We start from the raw sequence: 15,465 nt of genomic DNA, 5'->3' as shown, positions 1-15,465 counted from the left end.
TGGGGCCCCGGGCAGGGGCGTCATGTGCAGCGGCTCCTGTCCAGGGTCGGGTGGAGCCGGGGTGAGCGACGGGTCCCGCCCGGCGGCTGGGCTCCCGCCCGGGGTGGGGCCCCGGGGCGGGGTGAGCCTCCGAGCAGGCTGGCCTCCAGGCCGGGGCCCGGGCAGGGTGGGCCGCCGGGCAGGGTGGGTCAGTGGGCAGGCGGGCCCCCGGCAGGGTGGGTCAGTGGGCAGTGTGGCCCCCAGCGCAGGGTGGGTCAGTGGGCAGGCGGGCCCCCGGCAGGGTGGGTCAGTGGGCGGGGTGCGCTCGCGGGCGGGGTGGGGGTGTGTGGGAGTAGGGCCATTTGTCGGGCGTTTTTGATCGCTCGGGACAGCTGGCGTTGTTGTTGGGCGGAGATGCGGGTGACTCGGCGGCTGCGGATCTTGCCTCGGTCGGAGAGGAACTTCCGCAGGAGGTCGGTGTCCTTGTAGTCGATGTACGTGATCTTGGCCTGGTCGAGCGGGTTGGGGCGGGACCTGGCGGGCCGGTGCTCGGTCTTGCGGGGCATGGGTCAGACCTCCAGGAGGGTGTCGAAGGCCGGGGGCAACCGCTTCCAGGCGGCCCGGCCGGCGGCGTACTCGGCGTCGGTGAGCAGGCAGGACTCCAGGAGGCGCGCCAGACCGTCACGGTCCAGGCCGGGGGACGTGAAGACCAGGTGCTGGCAGCAGTCGCCGTGCTCGGGGTGCCAGTCCAGCGCGGCGGCGGCACGGCGCACCGGCGGCACCATGTCCCAGGCCGCGTCGGGCAGGGACGCCAGCCACGGACCGGCCGACTCCACGCACAGCGCTCCGCCGGCCGCGTCCCAGTGGAGCAGCACGTCGGGCTTGTCGGCGAGCCAGAACCGGCCCCGGCTGCGGGCGGCCGCGCAGGTCAGGTCCTCCAGCGCCGCGTACAGCCGCTCCGGGTGGAACGGCCGGCGCCGGTGCCAGACGAAGGTGCTCACCCCGTGCGCGTCGGCCTCGGCGGGCAGCAGCGCGCAGGCCGGGTGCTGGGCGGCGGCGGCCGACTCGACGTCGAAGCCGGCCAGCACCGCCCGGGCGAGAGCCGACCGCGCGTCCGCACGGTCGGCGGGCCCGATCCGGACCTGGCGGGCCGTCGGGTGCAGTTGCGCCAGCAGCTCGCGGTCCTCGTCGTCGGCCTCGCCGGAGTCGACGACGGCCAGCACGGGCGCGTACTCCAGCTGGCGCGCGAAGGTGTCGGCGACCGTGCGCCGGTCGGTGGCGGCCGCGGCGAGACCGCACTCGGCGAGGTCGTCGCCGTTGCCGAGGCAGGGCAGGAGCAGCGCCGGGTCGACGGCGGTGACGACGCCGGTGACCGTGAGACCGCCGGCCACGACCACCTCGGCCATGGCCTTGGGCTCGACGGAGTCCCACAGCTCGACGACCGCGAGACGCGTGGTGCCGTCGTCGGCGAGGCGGCGCAGCTCGGGGACGAGATCCTCGCGCAGGGCGCAGCAGGCGCAGTCGTTGACCAGGGGCGCCTCACCGGCGGAGAGGATGCCGGTGGCGTCGCTGACGGTCCGTACGACCGTGCCCGCCACGGCCGTCGCGAGGTCGTGGTGGAGGACGACGCTGCCCGGGACGTCGGCGAGCAGTCGCGCGACCGTCGTCCGGCGGGCGTCGGCGTGCAGCCCGCCGACGATCACGACCGACAGGCTCACGCCCCGCCCCGCTTCCCGTAGCGGAGCTCGAAGCGCTCGACCCGGCCGGCCGTGTCCAGGACGCGGGCGGTGCCGGTGTAGAAGGGGTGGCTGACGTAGGAGATCTCGACGTCGACGACGGGGTAGGTGTTGCCGTCCTCCCACTCGACGGTCTTCTCGCCCGTCGTGGCGGTCAGCGTCGAGCGGGTGAGGAAGGCGTGGTTCGCGGCGCGGTCACGGAAGACGACAGGACCGTAGGCCGGGTGGATTCCCTTGCGCATGGCGGTGGTTCAGCGCTCCTCTCGGAAGTCGACGTGACGGCCGACGACGGGGTCGTACTTGCGCAGGGTCATGCGGTCCGGGTCACTGCGGCGGTTCTTGCGGGTCACGTAGGTGTAGCCCGTTCCCGCCGTGGACCGGAGCTTGATGACCGGGCGGAGTTCGTTGCGTGCCATGCTGCTATCTTACTGAAAATGAATTCCATTAGCACTACCGCCCCCGACATCGACCGAGGAGAGGTACGTCACCCGTGTCCGCGCACTGCATGCTGACCGGCGCCCAGCCGGGCTTCGGCAACCGCATCTCCCACTCCCACCGGCGCACTTCACGCCGCTTCGACCCGAACATCCAGTCCAGGCGCTACTGGCTGCCGAGCGAGAACCGCCACGTACGGCTGCGACTGAGCACGAAGGGCATCAAGACCGTCGACACGATCGGCGTCGAGGCGGCCGTGGCACGCATCCGCGCGCGGGGGGTGCGGATCTGATGGCGAAGAAGAGCAAGATCGCGAAGAACGACAAGCGGCAGGAGACCGTCGCGCGGTACGCGGCGCGGCGGGCCGAGCTGAAGGAGATCATCCGACGACCGGCGTCCACGGAGGCCGAACGGGCGGCGGCACAGCGGGAGTTGCATGCACAGCCGCGGGACGCGAGCGCGACCCGCGTACGCAACCGGGACCAGGTGGACGGGCGCCCGCGCGGGTACTTCCGGACATTCGGGCTGTCCCGGGTGAGTCTGCGGGAGCAGGCCCACGCCGGGCATCTGCCCGGGGTCCGGAAGTCGTCCTGGTAGGTCACAGGCCACCCCCAGTGTTCTGCCGGGGCTTGCTGGTAGCTTGCTGCGGTCCCCTACCGGTCCGTACGGCCTCATGGTCCGTGCGGTCGACCGGGCCGGCCGGCTACAGCTTGGGAGCTTGCAGTGACTTCGGCGATCTTCTCGCGGGGTGCGTCCCGTCGGCCGGTGCGGGCCACGGCCGTTGCCGTGGCCGCCACGCTGGCGGGTGTACTCGCGCTGACGGGGTGCAGTGACGACGGAGGGTCCGACGACGGCTCCTCGGCGACGCCCACGACGGCGACCGGCGGCACGAGCGGTGCGACGGGCTCCGCGTCCGCCTCGACCTCCGTCTCCGCCTCCGGCGAGCTGGAGGGCAGTTGGCTCGCCACGACGGACGGCAAGGCCGTCGCCCTGATCATCACGGGGAAGCAGGCCGCCCTCTTCGTGACCGGCGGGACCGTGTGCAGCGGGACCGCCGGCGAGGAGGCGGGCATGCAGATGATCCACCTCAAGTGCACCAGCGGGACGGACGACCGGACGACCGGCATGGTCGACTCCGCCGACGCGAAGTCCCTGAAGGTCACCTGGTCGGGTGCGGTCGGCAAGGAGACGTTCGCCAAGGCGGAGAGCGGCCAGTGGCCGTCGGGACTGCCGACGCCCGGCCTCGGCTAGCCCGAAAGGCCTCTCGGGAGGCCCGGAACGGCTCGGACGGCCCCGAGCAGCTCGGACAGGCCCGGAGCGGCTCGGACGGCCCGGATGGCGAAGCGGTCACGAGAGCGGGGGCGCGCGACACACGTACGCGCGCGTGCGTGATGATCCTTCGAGCACCGTCACGACACCCTAGGGATCACTCATGCGCGCCGTTCCCATCACCGTCACCGCTCTCGCCGCGGCCCTGCTCCTCACCGCCTGCGGCGGCGGGGACGACAGCGGCTCCGGCACCGACGAGAGCAAGGCCTCCGGGTCGACCGGCTCCACCGGCAGTGCCTGCGACCTCGGCCAGGAGGTCGGCCCCGTCAACGCCGCTCCCGCCGCCGGTGACAGCGGCAACGTCACCGTCACGCTCACCAACAAGGGCGCCGAGTGCACCCTGAACGGCTTCCCCACCGTCGAACTCACCGCCGACGGCGGCTCCGCGACCGTGCCGAAGGACGAGGCCGCCGAGGCGCAGGCGCTGACCCTCCCGGCGCAGGGCACCGCCACCTTCACGATCACCTACGTGCGCGGCGAGGACGGCGGCGACAAGAGCCTCGCCGTCAAGACGGTGAAGTCCGGCCTGCCGGGCGGCTCGGCCGACCTGAGCTTCCCCTGGTCGTACGGCGATGTCGCCCTCAAGAGCGAGAAGGTGCCGGACGCGACGGTGAGCGCCTTCCAGCAGGCGGGCGACTGATCCACCGGGCACCGGCCCCCACCGGGGGTGTCACGGCAGCCGCGGGTGTCACGGCAGCCCTGGCTGTCACGGCAGCCGGGGCCGGGATCGCATCCGGGCCCGGTCCGCCGCTTCGGCGCCCTCGGTCCAGCCCGCCTCGTCGGTGACTCCGCGCAGGCGGGTGGAGACGGTCTCCGGGAACATCCGGTCCGTCGCGGCGGTGACCGCGACCACGCGGGAGGCGAGCACCGGCAGCAGCTCCTCGGTCACCTGGGTCTCGGCGGCGGCGGTGACCTCGCCCAGACGGGTGCCGATGCGGTGGGCATAGGCGGCGAGGAAGGACTGCCGGAAGGTCTTGGTCCGCCTGCGGCCGCCGGCCCGCTGGGCCGCCTCCGCCTTCGCCATCGCGGACTGCGCCTGCACCAGCAGCGAGGTGTAGAGCAGCTCCACCGCCTCCAGATCGGCCTCGAAGCCGACGACCGTGGAGAAGGCGAAGGGTTCGTTCCACACCGCCCGGCAGTGGTTCGCGTCGGCGACCGCGTCCAGCAGCACCGCCTTCGCCTGCTCGTACGGCGGCTCGACGCCGATCCGGCAGGCGCCCGGCGCGTCCGGGGCCGGCGCCTGGGCGTCGAGCAGCGCCTCGTCGACGCTGTGCCGGGCCATCAGCTCCTGCGCCTTCGCCGTGAGCGCCTCCGCCTCCTGCGGAAACCCGGTCGCCTCGGCCTTGGCGAGCAGCGCGCGGATGCGGGTGAGCATGCGGGAGTGCGAGCCCGGGCGGGCCTGCCGGTGCGGTTCGGGTTCCTGGAGGGGTTCGAGGGTGGGCAGGCGCAGCAGCAGGCGGTAGAGCTCCAGGACCGTGGTGGCGTGCGAGAAACGGTCGGTGGCGGGCGCGGGCGGGGTGTCGGCGGACAGCTCCGCCAGCTGGGCCGCCCAGCGCCGCCCGCGCGGCCGGTCGTCACGCGCCTGCGTGCGGATCAGCTCCGTCACCAGGGCCACGTGGACGTCGTCCAGCTCGCGCCGTACGAGTCGTACGAGGTCGGCGGGCTGCCAGCCCCGCCGCCAGGCCGTCGCCACGAACTCCGCGCCCCGCCGGACCAGTTCGGCGTCCGCCGAGCGGTCGGCGGCGAGGAGCGAGGCGCCGGTGTCGAGGGTGGCGTCGGCGGTGTCGTAGAGCGCGGCCCGGAAGGCGCGTTCGACGGTGCCGGACGAGTCGCCGGACGAGTCGCCGGACGGGCTGTCGGACGGATCGTCGCTCGGGCTGCTGTGGTCGGTGCTGCTCACCGGTCGATCGTGTCACGGGGCGCGGCGCCGAAGCCCACGGGAGTGACAACCTCGGGTTGACACCCCCCTACTGTCAACCTACGGTTGACACATGACGTCTCCACGACCTGCCACCACCTCGTCCGTCCGTCTCGACGACCTCATCGACGCCATCAAGAAGGGCCACAGCGAGCCGCTCGACCAGCTCCAGGACGCCGTCATCGCCGCCGACCACCTGGGCGACGTGGCGGACCATCTCATCGGCCACTTCGTCGACCAGGCCCGCCGCTCGGGTGCCTCCTGGACCGACATCGGCCGGAGCATGGGCGTCACCCGGCAGGCCGCCCAGAAGCGGTTCGTGCCGAAGGAGTCGGCCGACCTCGACGCGAGCCAGGGCTTCACCCGCTACACCCCCCGCGCGCGGAACGCGGTCATGGCCGCACACAACGCGTCCAAGACCGCCGGCAACGCCGAGGGGCTGCCCGCGCACCTCGTCCTCGGCCTGCTCGCCGAGCCGGAGGCCCTCGCCGCGAAGGCGATCGGCGAACAGGGCGTCTCCCTGGACGCGGTCCGCGAGGCCGCGACCGCCGCGCTCCCGCCCGCCGTGGAAGAAGCGCCCGAGCTGGTCCCCTACGGCCCGGACGCCAAGAAGGTCCTGGAGCTCACCTTCCGCGAGGCGCTCCGTCTCGGCCACAACTACATCGGCACCGAGCACATCCTGCTGGCGCTGCTGGAGTTCGAGAACGGCGAGGGCGTCCTCAGCGGCCTCGGCATCGACAAGACCGGCACCGAACGGTACGTCGCGAAGGTCCTGGCCGCGATCTCGGTGAAGCAGGAACAGGAGCAGGAACAGGAGTAAGCGGGAGTAGGGGCAAGGGCAGGGGCAGGGGCAGGAGTAGCTTTCAGGGCCGTTGTCAGACCCCCCTGCCACACTCGCAGCATGGCCGACCGGTGGGCACTCGCTCCGGCCGAGGACGGTGGCGTGGAACTCGCCCCCCTCGGTCCCGGCGGGCTGCCCACCGGCCCGGTAGTGCGGGAGGCGGACCTGGCGCGAGCCGTGCGCGAGCGGCCCGACGTCACCCGGTGGGTCTGGCGTTCCACGGCCGAGGTGTATCCGCGCCTGCTCGCCACGGGGGTACGAGTAGAGCGGTGCTACGACGTCGAGGACGCCGAGACCCTCCTCCTGGGTCACGAGGGGCGCTCCGGCGAGCCCCGCTCGGCGGCCGCCGCGCTGGCCCGGCTGCGCGGCGGCCCCGTACCGCCGGACCCGCCGCAGCGCTCCGCCGCGCCCGGCGCGCAGTCCTCGCTGTTCGAGGCGCAGGACACCGCCGTCCGGCTGCCGCTCGAAGACCTCCTCGCCGTCTACGCCGAGCAGCAGCGGCGGCACGAGCTGGCCGAACACCCGGCGCGGATGCGGCTGCTGACGGCGGCGGAGTCGGCGGGGATGCTGGTGGCCGCCGAGATGAACAGGTCCGGGCTGCCGTGGAGCGCGGAGGTGCACCGCGCGGTCCTGCACGACCTGCTCGGCGAGCGGTACGCGGGCGGGGGCGAGCCCCGGCGGCTGGCCGAACTGGCCGACGAGGTGTCGGCCGCCTTCGGGCGCCGGGTCCGCCCCGACCTGCCCGCCGACGTGGTCAAGGCCTTCGGGCAGGCCGGCATCCGGATCAAGTCGACCCGGCGCTGGGAGATCGAGTCCCTCGACCACCCGGCCGTGAAGCCGCTGATCGAGTACAAGAAGCTGTACCGCATCTGGGTGGCTCATGGGTGGTCCTGGCTCCAGGACTGGGTGCGGGACGGGCGGTTCCGGCCGGAGTTCCTCGCGCACGGCACGGTCACCGGGCGCTGGGTGACCAACGGCGGGGGCGCCCTCCAGATCCCCAAGGTCATCCGGCGGGCCGTGGTCGCCGACCCGGGCTGGCGGCTCGTCGTCGCCGACGCCGACCAGATGGAGCCGCGCGTGCTGGCGGCGATCTCCCGCGATCCCGGGCTGATGGAGGTTGCCGGCCGGGAGACCGACCTCTACCAGTCCGTGTCCGACCGCGCCTTCTCCGGCGACCGCGCCCAGGCGAAACTCGCCGTCCTCGGCGCGGTCTACGGCCAGACCTCCGGGGACGGTCTGAAGAACCTCGCCGCACTCCGCCGCCGCTTCCCGCGCGCGGTGGCGTACGTCGACGAGGCGGCCCGGGCCGGCGAGGAGGGGCGGCTCGTGCGGACCTGGCTCGGCCGGACCTGCCCTCCGGCGACCGGCGCGGGGGACGATGCTACGGAGGAGGCCGGCATCCCCGTCGACTCCGCCGGCCTCGGCGGTGTCGGCGGTCCTGGCAGTCCTGGCAGTCCTGGCGGAGACGACGAAACCTCTGCCGACCGGCAGTGGGTGCCGGGGTACGCCTCGACCAACGCACGCGCGCGTGGCCGGTTCGCCCGCAACTTCGTCGTCCAGGGCAGCGCCGCCGACTGGGCGCTGCTGCTGCTCGCCGCGCTCCGGCAGGCCTGTACGGGGATGGCGGCCGAGCTGGTCTTCTTCCAGCACGACGAGGTGATCGTGCACTGTCCGGAGGAAGAGGCCGATACGGTCGTCGCCGCGATCCGGGAGGCGGCCGGCCTGGCCGGGCGGCTGACGTTCGGGGAGACACCGGTGCGGTTTCCGTTCACCACGGCGGTGGTGGAGTGCTACGCCGACGCGAAGTGACCGGGCTTGGTCGGGTGGCTGGGTGGTGGTCGGGCGGCCAGTGACCGGGCTTGGCATTCGCCCCGTCAGCCTTCGACCCTTCGGCCTTCGGTATTCGCTCCGTCAGCTTTCGTCCCGTCGGCCTTCGCGAGTTCGCGGGCGTAGTCCCGTACCAGGTCGTGTGGGGTGTAGTGGCCATATGCGTGCTCTTCGAGGAGCGCCACGTCGACCAGTCGGTTCAGGGCTGCCTCGGCGCGGGGTTCGTCGGTGCCGGTGAGGCGGGCCAGGAGGGGGGCGCCGTACGTGGGCAGGTCCAGCGCGCCGATGCGGCGCAGGGCGAGGGCCGCGTCCCGGTCGGCCTGGCGTCCGGAGGCGGCGAGCGCGTCGTGGGCGACGGCGAGAGATCGACGGACGCTGAGATCGTCGTACTCCAGGTGGGACAACCTGCTCTCGGTATCTGCCAGTTGACCGGCCAGCCCGTCCGGGGTGAGGGCGCTGCGTGCGGCGAGTCGGGCGGCGACGACACGCAGCGCGAGCGGGAGGCGGCCGGTGAGGTCGACGAGGGGATGGGCCGCGTCCAGACCAGCACGCCCCTCGCCCGGGCCGGAGGCCGCGCGCAGCAGGGCCGCGCTGTCTTCGCCGGACAGCGGTCCGAGCGGGAAGCGGTGGGCGCCGTCGAGCGTGGTCAGCGGCGAGCGGCTGGTGACGATCACCGCGCAGCCGTGGCCGGCCGGCAGCAGCGGGCGGACCTGGGAGGCGGTCGCGACGTCGTCCAGCACGACGAGCGTGCGCGTCGGTGCGAGCAGGGTCCTCAGCAACGCGGATGCGGCGTCCGGGTGTTCGGGGATGTGCCGGGGTTCGGTACCGAGGTCGCGCAGCAGGGCGGTGAGCGCCTGGGGTGCGGTGAGGGGGGTCATGCCGGGGGTGGCGCCATGCAGGTGAAGGTAGAGCTGCCCACTGGAGAAACGTTCCTTCAAAGCGTGGGCGACGTGCAGCGCGAGCGCGCTCTTGCCTACGCCGGCCATACCGCTGAGGACGACGATCCGGCTGCCGCCGGCCAGGGTGCGGTGGAGGTGGCGCAGGGTTTCGACACGGCCGGTGAAGTGGGCGGGCGGCGGAGGAAGTTGCGCCGGTCTAGCGCGCGGGCGGGCGAGACCGGGCTCGGACTCGAACGCGGGCACAGGCTCGGGCTCGGGCTCGGCCTCGGGCTCGGGCTCGGCGGCCGGGGTGGGAGGTGAGGTCGGGGTCGAAGCCGGAGCCGGATCCGGAGCCGGATCCGGGGTCGAAGCCGGAGCCGGAGTCGGAGCCGGAGCCGGATCCGGGGTCGAAGCCGGAGCCGAAGCCGAAGTGGGAGCCGGAGCCGAAGCCGGAGTCGGAGCCGGGACCGAAGCCGGAGTCGGAGCCGGAGTCGGAGCCGGAGTCGGAGCCGGGACCGAAGCCGAAGCCGACGCCGGAGTCGGAAGCGAAGCCGAAGCCGAAGCCGAAGTCGGAAGCGAAGCCGGAGCCGAAGCCGGAGTCGGGACCGAAGCCGGAGTCGGAACCGAAGCCGGAGCCGAAGCCGAAGTCGGAAGCGAAGCCGGAGTCGGAACCGAAGCCGGAGCCGCAGCCGGAAGCGAAGCCGGAGCCGGAACCGAAGCCGGAACCGAAGCCGGAACCGAAGCCGGAGCCGCAGCCGAAGCCGGGACCGCAGCCAGAGTCGGAACCGAAGCCGGAGCCGAAGCCGAAGTCGGAACCGCAGCCGAAGTCGGAACCGAAGCCGGAGTCGGAGTCGGAACCGAAGCCGGAGTCGGGGGATCTTCGGTCGTCGGGGCCAGTACCTCCACATGGGCGTCGCGTATCGCCGGGCCCGGTTCGATGCCGAGTTCCTCGACGAGGCGGGCACGCAGGTCTCGATGGACGGCGAGGGCCTCGGCCTGGCGGCCGGTGCGGTGCAGGGCGAGCATCAGCTGGCGGTGGTAGGCCTCGCGCAGCGGATGTTCGGCGGCCAGGGCCGTCAGCTCCGGGACGAGCCACTCGAACCGCGTTGCCCCGAGGGCGAGTTCGGCGTCGTAGTGCCACTCCAGCAGGAGCAGCCGGGCCTCCCGCAGGCGTCGCACGAAGGCGTAGCCGCCCAGGTCGGCCGGGAGTCCGCTCAGCGGGGCGCCCCGCCACAGGGCGAGTGCCGCCGCGCACTCGCGCGCGACGCGTTCCCAGTTCCGGGCGGCGTGCGCGCCGCGTGCCACGGCGACGTGCCGCTCGAACACGTGGACGTCGAGCTCGCCGTGTTCGACCCGGAGCCGGTAGCCGGGCGGCACCGCGCGCAGCCGCTCGGGGTCGTCGAGCAGCCGACGCAGCCGGGTGACGTGATTGTGCAGCGAGGCCTGCGCGGACGCCGGCGGCGCGCCGCCCCACAGCGCCTCCTTGAGCGACTCGACAGGGACGATGCTGCCCGCGTCGAGGAGCAGGGATGCCAGCAGGGCCCGTACCTTCGGGCTGCGGACGGTGTCGTAGGGAGGGACGCCTGCCTCGCACTCGGCGTCCGGCGCGTCGGCCGTGTACAGGACCGGTGGGCCCAGCAGTCCGAACCGCAGCCCGTACCGCCGCATCACGCCGCCCATCGCCTTTCCACGCCCGGTCCGTACCGAGGGTCTGTACCTGAGTTGCCTTGCCGAGTTGCCCTGCCGAGTCGCATTGCCGAGTCGCATTGCCGAATCGCTCGGCCGAATCGCTCGGCCGAATCGCTCGGCCGAATCGCTCGGCCCGAGTCGCTCGGCCGAATCGCTCGGCCGAATCGCTCGGCCCGAGTCGCTCGGCCCGAGTCGCTCGGCCCGAGTCGCTCGCGCTCGGGGCGCTCGCGCTCGGGGCGCGTGCCCAGCCGCATGACGAGAACACCAAGTGACCAGCGACGACGCGGAGAACCGTTGGCCACATGTTAGCGATTCGTTGGCGCGATCTGATGTGATCACATCATCGGACCGGCCCGACGGTGCGCGCGTATCGACGCGCAACTCGGGGGAGTGTCGCCGCCGCGGCCGGATCCGGGGGCGCGCGGGGCCTCGGTCGGCGGAGGTGACCGACCGGGCCCTGCGCCCCGTTCCGCGCCGGTCCGGTGCTGGTCCCGACGGCCCCTCAGATGACCGGCGGCCTGCCCAGCCGGGTCAGCCGCCACACCGTCCGCCACTTCATGGGCCGCCGGTGTCCGGCCGGCTTGCGCACACCCTCCGCGAACCCGCCGAACCAGGCCTTGAGACCGCCGAGCGAGCGGGTCCGCAGGAGGGTGACCGCGATCCACACGCCCAGGTGGACGGGGATGAGGAGCAGCGGAAGGTTGCGCCGGACCAGCCAGACCCGGTTCCGGGCCGTGACGCGGTGATATATCGCGTGCCGGGCGGGCGAGGTCTTGGGGTGCTGGAGCAGCAGTTCGGGCGCGTAGAGGATCTTCCAGCCGGCGTCGGTGGCCCGCCAGGCCAGGTCGGTCTCCTCGTGCGCGAAGAAGAACTCGGCGGGCCAGTCGCCGGTCTCCGCGAGCATGGCCATGCTCAGGGCGTGGCCGCCGCCGAGGAAGCCGGTGACGTACCCGCCCTGCATCGGGTCCGATGCGCCGACGCGCGGCACATGCCGACGCTGGGTCTCGCCGTGCTCGTCGGCGATGCGGAAGCCGACGATGCCGAGGCGCGGGTCGGCGGCGTACAGGTCGCGTACGCGGCTCAGCACGTCGGCGTCGACGAGCAGCCCGTCGTCGTCCAGTTCGACCACGACGTCCACGTCGCCGTACTCCCTCAGGCGGGCGAGGGCGACGTTGCGGCCGCCGGGGCAGCCGAGGTTCTCGCCGACGTCGATCGTGGTGACCTCGCCGGGCAGGAAGAGGCGGTCGGCGAAGTCGGGGAGTTCACAGCCGTTGCCGACGATCACGATGCGGGCGGGCGCCAGGTCCTGCTTGGCCACCGACTCCAGCAGCGCGTCGACCTCGGCGGGCCGGTTGCCCATGGTCACCACGGCCACGGCGATCCTCGGCTCCGCCACGTCCCCGATGTCCCCCACGTCCACCACGTCCCTCACTCCGTCCGGCCCTCGACGCGACCGCGTCCCGTCCACGCGCGGGCCCGTCGTTCACCTAGATGTTGCCTCAGGTGCGGACGTTGCTCCGCCGCCGCCTCTTTTTGTCTCCCTTTTATGCCGGTTCTGCCTAAGCCGGTTCCGCCGATCCGGCCTCGGCCGCACCGGTTCTGGATACATCGGCTCTGGCTGCGGCGGTCCTGGACAGTCGGTTCCGGGTACGTCGGCTCTGCATACGTCAGCTCTGGATACGTCAGCTCTGGATACGTCGGTTCAACCGCGCCGGTTTTCCCTACGTCGGACGAACTTGAGCCCCGACCAGTCCTCCCCCAGCGCGGCGACCTTCACATCCACCACGCCGAGGGGCAGGAAGAGGTCACGGAGGGCGTTCTCGGTGATGTCGCTGGCATGTCCGGCCGCCTTGCGGGGCCAGGCGACCCAGAGCATCGCGTCGTCGGCGAGGTCGCGGACGAGGGCCGGGGTCTCGACGGCGAGGTCGGCGTGGGCGCGGTAGAAGGCCACGGTGATGTCGGCGTCGCGGGGGCCGCCCGGGGCGAGGTCGACGCCGTCGGGGAGGCCGGGTACGTCCCACCCGGCCGGGGCGTGTCGCAGTCGTACCCGGTGGCCGGGCTTGACGCCGAGCTTTTTGGCGAGGGGGGTGCCGGAGTAGCCGCCGGTCGCGGCCGAGTCGCTCACGGTCTCACCGTAGCCTCGGACCCGAACTGCCCCCGGTCGGAATCACCTCACCTGGAGGAAAAGCCGTGCCCTTCCGCTGTGCCGTACTCGACGACTTCCAGAACGTCGCGACGACTCTCGCCGACTGGTCGGCACCTGCGTCGGGCGAGGAGGTGGAGGCCGTCTCCTTCACCGAGCACTTCGGCGACGAGGACGAACTCGCCGCGGCGCTCGCCGACTTCGACTGTGTGGTCACCCTGCGGGAGCGCGTCCCCTTCCCGGCGTCACTGCTGGACCGTCTCCCCCGGCTGCGCCTGCTGATCGCCTCCGGCATGCGCAACTCGGTGATCGACTACGCGGCGGCGAAGGCGAACGGCGTGACGGTGTGCGGTACGGAGAGCTCCTCGACTCCGCCGGTGGAGCTGACGTGGGCGTTGCTGCTGGGCCTCGCGCGCGGGCTGGTTCAGGAGAGCACCGCCGTGCGGGAGGGCGGGCCGTGGCAGTCCACGGTCGGCGCGGACCTGCACGGGCGGCGGCTCGGGCTGCTGGGCCTGGGGAAGATCGGCGCGTTGGTCGCCCGGGTGGGCCTCGCCTTCGGCATGGAGGTGAGCGCGTGGAGCCAGAACCTGACGGCGGGGCGGGCGGCGGAGGTGGGCGTGCGGTTGGCTGCCTCGAAGGAGGAACTTCTCTCCGAGAGCGACTTCGTGTCGATCCACCTCGCCCTGAGCGACCGCACCCGGGGGCTGCTCGGCCCCGCCGAACTGGCCCTTCTCAAGCCGACGGCGTACCTGGTGAACACCTCGCGGGCGGCGATCGTCGACCAGGACGCGTTGCTCGCGGCGCTGCGTGAGGGCCGTATCGCGGGGGCGGGCGTGGACGTCTTCGACGTCGAACCCCTCCCCGCCGACCACCCGATGCGAACGGCTCCCCGCCTGCTGGCGACCCCGCACCTGGGATACGTGTCCCGCGCGAACTACGAGCGGTACTACGGGCAGGCGGTGGAGGGGATCCGGGCGTATCTGGCGGGGGCGCCGGTGCTGGTACTGGGCTGACGAGCTACGCCGCGTTGAGTTCGCACCACACGAGCTTGCCCCGGTGGCCCATCCGGGACAGCGGCTGCCAGTGCCAGAGGTCCGAGCAGGCCCGGACGAGGGCCATACCGCGCCCGCTCTCGACGTCGGCCGGCTCCTCCAGCCGACTCGGGGGCTCGGGTGGTTCGGGGTCCGCGTCCCAGGCGCCGATCTGGAGGACGCCGTCCCGGAAGCGGAGGCGCAGACAGGCGGGGCCCTTGGTGTGCAGTACGGCGTTGGAGACCAGCTCCGAGGCGAGCAGCTCCGCGGTGTCGACCAGGTGGATCAGGCCGTGCAGGGTGAGGATCAGGCGCAGGGTGCGGCGGCAGACGGTGACTGCTCTGGGGTCGCTGGGGATGTAGAGGGAGTACTCCCAGGAGTCGGGTGCCGGGCCGGTTTCGGTCATGGGTCAGCTCCACAGGTGGGGGGTGGATGCGCGTGCGGTGGCATGCCTCAGCCGTCGTGGCAGGACGGAGCGGTGCGCTTCCGCAGTGTGTGCGTTACGTCACCGACGGTAGACCTGGATTTCCAGGTTCAGCAAGCCGGTCCCGTAATCTGACCCCGAACGAGTCGCGCGCGCAGGCGCGTTGGGAGGAGTGACCGATGGGCTTGAGGCGCGAACCGACGGCACGTCAGGTGCGCTTGGCGGTGGAGCTGCGCAGGCTCCGTGAAGCGGCCGGCCTCAAGGCACGGGAGGCGGCGGCCCTGCTCGGGGTGAGCTCCACCCAGATCAACCAGATCGAGTACGGCCAATCAGGCGTGAGCGAGAAGCGGTTGCGGAGCCTGGCCGCGCATTACGCCTGCATGGACGAGACGTTCATCGAGGCCCTGGTGGCGATGGCGACCGATCGGACACGCGGCTGGTGGGAGGAGTACCGGGGCCGACTGCCTTCGGCATTCCTGGACCTGGCCGAGTTGGAGCATCACGCCACGTATCGGGCCGACGTGGAATGCCTGCACGTACCCGGCCTTCTGCAAACGGAGGAGTACGCCCGCGCAGTGTTCGCGTACCGGGTGCCCGAACTGCCCGATCATGACCTGGCATTGCGGGTGCAGCACCGCATGCAACGCAAGGTGATCACTGAACGGCCGGATCCCGTCCCGTATGACGCGGTGATCCACGAAGCGGCACTGCGCATCAGGGTCGGCGACCGCGCCGCCGCCCGGGCCCAACTCGCCCACATCCTGGACCTGTCCGAGGTGGACCACGTCACTGTGCGGGTGATCCCGTTCGACCGCGACGGCTTCGCAGGGGCTTGGAACACCATGATGTTGGCGGGCGGTGCGGTGCCCAAGCTGGACTCGGCGCAGCGTGACGGGCCGGAAGGTACGGCCCTCGTCGACTCCGAAGCCCAGCTCGGCGCCCTTCGAACGCTCTTCCGTAAGCTGAAGGCGGAGTCGCTGGATCCCGAAGCGTCGCGCGACTTCATGAGCAGGCTGACGAAGGAACTGTGAGGCGCGCTGTGACCACTTCCGGCAACTGGCAGAAGTCATCCTTCTCCGGAGGGTCGGACGGCAACAACTGCCTCGAACTCACCTCCACCACTGCCACCTTCCGCCTCCGCGAAAGCGACAGCCCCACCACGATCCTGACCACCACCCCCGCCGCCCTCGCCCACCTCCTGGCAGACATACGTAACAACACCCCGAGCTGAGTCC

General features: G+C 72.4%; 18 protein-coding genes. 9 read left to right on the top strand and 9 right to left on the bottom strand.

Annotation, left to right across the window (positions count from 1 at the left end):
- Nucleotides 1–254 precede the first annotated feature (254 nt).
- The 4 genes from rpsR to rpmG are packed head-to-tail and all read right to left on the bottom strand — an operon-like array spanning nucleotide 255 to nucleotide 2,131.
- Nucleotides 255–545 carry a 30S ribosomal protein S18 gene (rpsR, locus tag G9272_RS25285; protein ID WP_171398678.1) on the bottom strand — a complete coding sequence of 97 codons (291 nt, stop codon included), beginning with the start codon at nucleotides 543–545 and terminating at the stop codon, nucleotides 255–257.
- Between the two features lie 3 nt (nucleotides 546–548).
- Nucleotides 549–1,697: a CobW family GTP-binding protein gene (locus G9272_RS25280; protein ID WP_171398677.1), complete on the bottom strand. Its 1,149-nt coding sequence runs from the start codon at nucleotides 1,695–1,697 to the stop codon at nucleotides 549–551.
- The gene (locus G9272_RS25275; RefSeq protein WP_171398676.1) at nucleotides 1,694–1,957 is read right to left on the bottom strand and encodes a type B 50S ribosomal protein L31; all 264 of its coding nucleotides are present in this window, start codon (nucleotides 1,955–1,957) and stop codon (nucleotides 1,694–1,696) included. Before G9272_RS25275 ends, G9272_RS25280 begins: the two co-directional genes overlap by 4 nt.
- Before the next feature lie 9 nt (nucleotides 1,958–1,966).
- Complete coding sequence (gene rpmG / locus G9272_RS25270) at nucleotides 1,967–2,131, bottom strand: 50S ribosomal protein L33 (RefSeq protein ID WP_171398675.1); 165 nt, start codon at nucleotides 2,129–2,131, stop codon at nucleotides 1,967–1,969.
- A gap of 74 nt (nucleotides 2,132–2,205) precedes the next feature.
- On the opposite strand from rpmG, the gene rpmB reads away from it, so the two are divergent.
- From rpmB to G9272_RS25250, 4 genes are all read left to right on the top strand, one after another.
- Nucleotides 2,206–2,442 (top strand): 50S ribosomal protein L28, encoded by a 237-nt coding sequence (gene rpmB, locus G9272_RS25265; protein WP_054241771.1) that lies wholly within the window; start codon nucleotides 2,206–2,208, stop codon nucleotides 2,440–2,442.
- A complete protein-coding gene (gene rpsN, locus G9272_RS25260) occupies nucleotides 2,442–2,747 on the top strand; it encodes a 30S ribosomal protein S14 (RefSeq protein WP_171398674.1) in 306 nt (101 codons plus the stop codon). Before rpmB ends, rpsN begins: the two co-directional genes overlap by 1 nt.
- 126 nt (nucleotides 2,748–2,873) lie before the next feature.
- Complete coding sequence (locus G9272_RS25255; protein WP_171398673.1) at nucleotides 2,874–3,401, top strand: hypothetical protein; 528 nt, start codon at nucleotides 2,874–2,876, stop codon at nucleotides 3,399–3,401.
- A 181-nt stretch (nucleotides 3,402–3,582) separates the two neighbouring features.
- On the top strand, nucleotides 3,583–4,119 hold the full coding sequence (locus tag G9272_RS25250; RefSeq protein WP_171398672.1) for a DUF4232 domain-containing protein: 537 nt from the start codon (nucleotides 3,583–3,585) through the stop codon (nucleotides 4,117–4,119).
- Nucleotides 4,120–4,185: 66 nt separating this feature from the next.
- Here the strand turns inward: G9272_RS25250 and G9272_RS25245 are convergent, their stop codons facing one another.
- Complete coding sequence (locus G9272_RS25245; RefSeq protein ID WP_171398671.1) at nucleotides 4,186–5,379, bottom strand: DUF2786 domain-containing protein; 1,194 nt, start codon at nucleotides 5,377–5,379, stop codon at nucleotides 4,186–4,188.
- 91 nt (nucleotides 5,380–5,470) lie between these two features.
- On the opposite strand from G9272_RS25245, the gene G9272_RS25240 reads away from it, so the two are divergent.
- The gene (locus G9272_RS25240) at nucleotides 5,471–6,217 is read left to right on the top strand and encodes a Clp protease N-terminal domain-containing protein (protein WP_171398670.1); all 747 of its coding nucleotides are present in this window, start codon (nucleotides 5,471–5,473) and stop codon (nucleotides 6,215–6,217) included.
- A gap of 81 nt (nucleotides 6,218–6,298) precedes the next feature.
- Complete coding sequence (locus G9272_RS25235) at nucleotides 6,299–8,047, top strand: bifunctional 3'-5' exonuclease/DNA polymerase (protein WP_171398669.1); 1,749 nt, start codon at nucleotides 6,299–6,301, stop codon at nucleotides 8,045–8,047.
- Between the two features lie 65 nt (nucleotides 8,048–8,112).
- On the opposite strand, the gene G9272_RS45450 is transcribed toward G9272_RS25235, so the two are convergent.
- From G9272_RS45450 to G9272_RS25215, 3 genes are all read right to left on the bottom strand, one after another.
- Nucleotides 8,113–10,623, bottom strand: coding sequence for a BTAD domain-containing putative transcriptional regulator (locus G9272_RS45450; protein WP_253267942.1), 2,511 nt, complete (start codon nucleotides 10,621–10,623; stop codon nucleotides 8,113–8,115).
- A gap of 511 nt (nucleotides 10,624–11,134) precedes the next feature.
- Complete coding sequence (locus G9272_RS25220; protein WP_171402166.1) at nucleotides 11,135–12,028, bottom strand: glycosyltransferase family 2 protein; 894 nt, start codon at nucleotides 12,026–12,028, stop codon at nucleotides 11,135–11,137.
- Nucleotides 12,029–12,334: 306 nt separating this feature from the next.
- Nucleotides 12,335–12,757, bottom strand: a complete 423-nt coding sequence (locus G9272_RS25215; RefSeq protein ID WP_171398668.1) for a DUF3052 domain-containing protein — start codon at nucleotides 12,755–12,757, stop codon at nucleotides 12,335–12,337.
- A 65-nt stretch (nucleotides 12,758–12,822) separates the two neighbouring features.
- Here G9272_RS25215 and G9272_RS25210 point away from each other — a divergent pair, with 65 nt between their 5' ends.
- Nucleotides 12,823–13,788 (top strand): D-2-hydroxyacid dehydrogenase family protein, encoded by a 966-nt coding sequence (locus tag G9272_RS25210; protein ID WP_171398667.1) that lies wholly within the window; start codon nucleotides 12,823–12,825, stop codon nucleotides 13,786–13,788.
- 4 nt (nucleotides 13,789–13,792) lie between these two features.
- On the opposite strand, the gene G9272_RS25205 is transcribed toward G9272_RS25210, so the two are convergent.
- Nucleotides 13,793–14,212: an ATP-binding protein gene (locus G9272_RS25205; protein WP_171398666.1), complete on the bottom strand. Its 420-nt coding sequence runs from the start codon at nucleotides 14,210–14,212 to the stop codon at nucleotides 13,793–13,795.
- A 197-nt stretch (nucleotides 14,213–14,409) separates the two neighbouring features.
- On the opposite strand from G9272_RS25205, the gene G9272_RS25200 reads away from it, so the two are divergent.
- Together G9272_RS25200 and G9272_RS25195 are read left to right on the top strand one after the other, a co-directional pair.
- Nucleotides 14,410–15,261 carry a helix-turn-helix domain-containing protein gene (locus G9272_RS25200; protein WP_171398665.1) on the top strand — a complete coding sequence of 284 codons (852 nt, stop codon included), beginning with the start codon at nucleotides 14,410–14,412 and terminating at the stop codon, nucleotides 15,259–15,261.
- Between the two features lie 8 nt (nucleotides 15,262–15,269).
- Nucleotides 15,270–15,461: a DUF397 domain-containing protein gene (locus G9272_RS25195; RefSeq protein WP_171398664.1), complete on the top strand. Its 192-nt coding sequence runs from the start codon at nucleotides 15,270–15,272 to the stop codon at nucleotides 15,459–15,461.
- The last annotated feature ends 4 nt before the right edge of the window (nucleotides 15,462–15,465 follow it).

This window comes from Streptomyces asoensis (assembly GCF_013085465.1).
In the GTDB taxonomy this organism is placed as follows: Bacteria; Actinomycetota; Actinomycetes; order Streptomycetales; family Streptomycetaceae; genus Streptomyces; species Streptomyces cacaoi_A.
The sequence above is the reverse complement of the archived record's forward strand: the minus strand, read 5'-3'. Positions and strand labels throughout refer to the sequence as shown.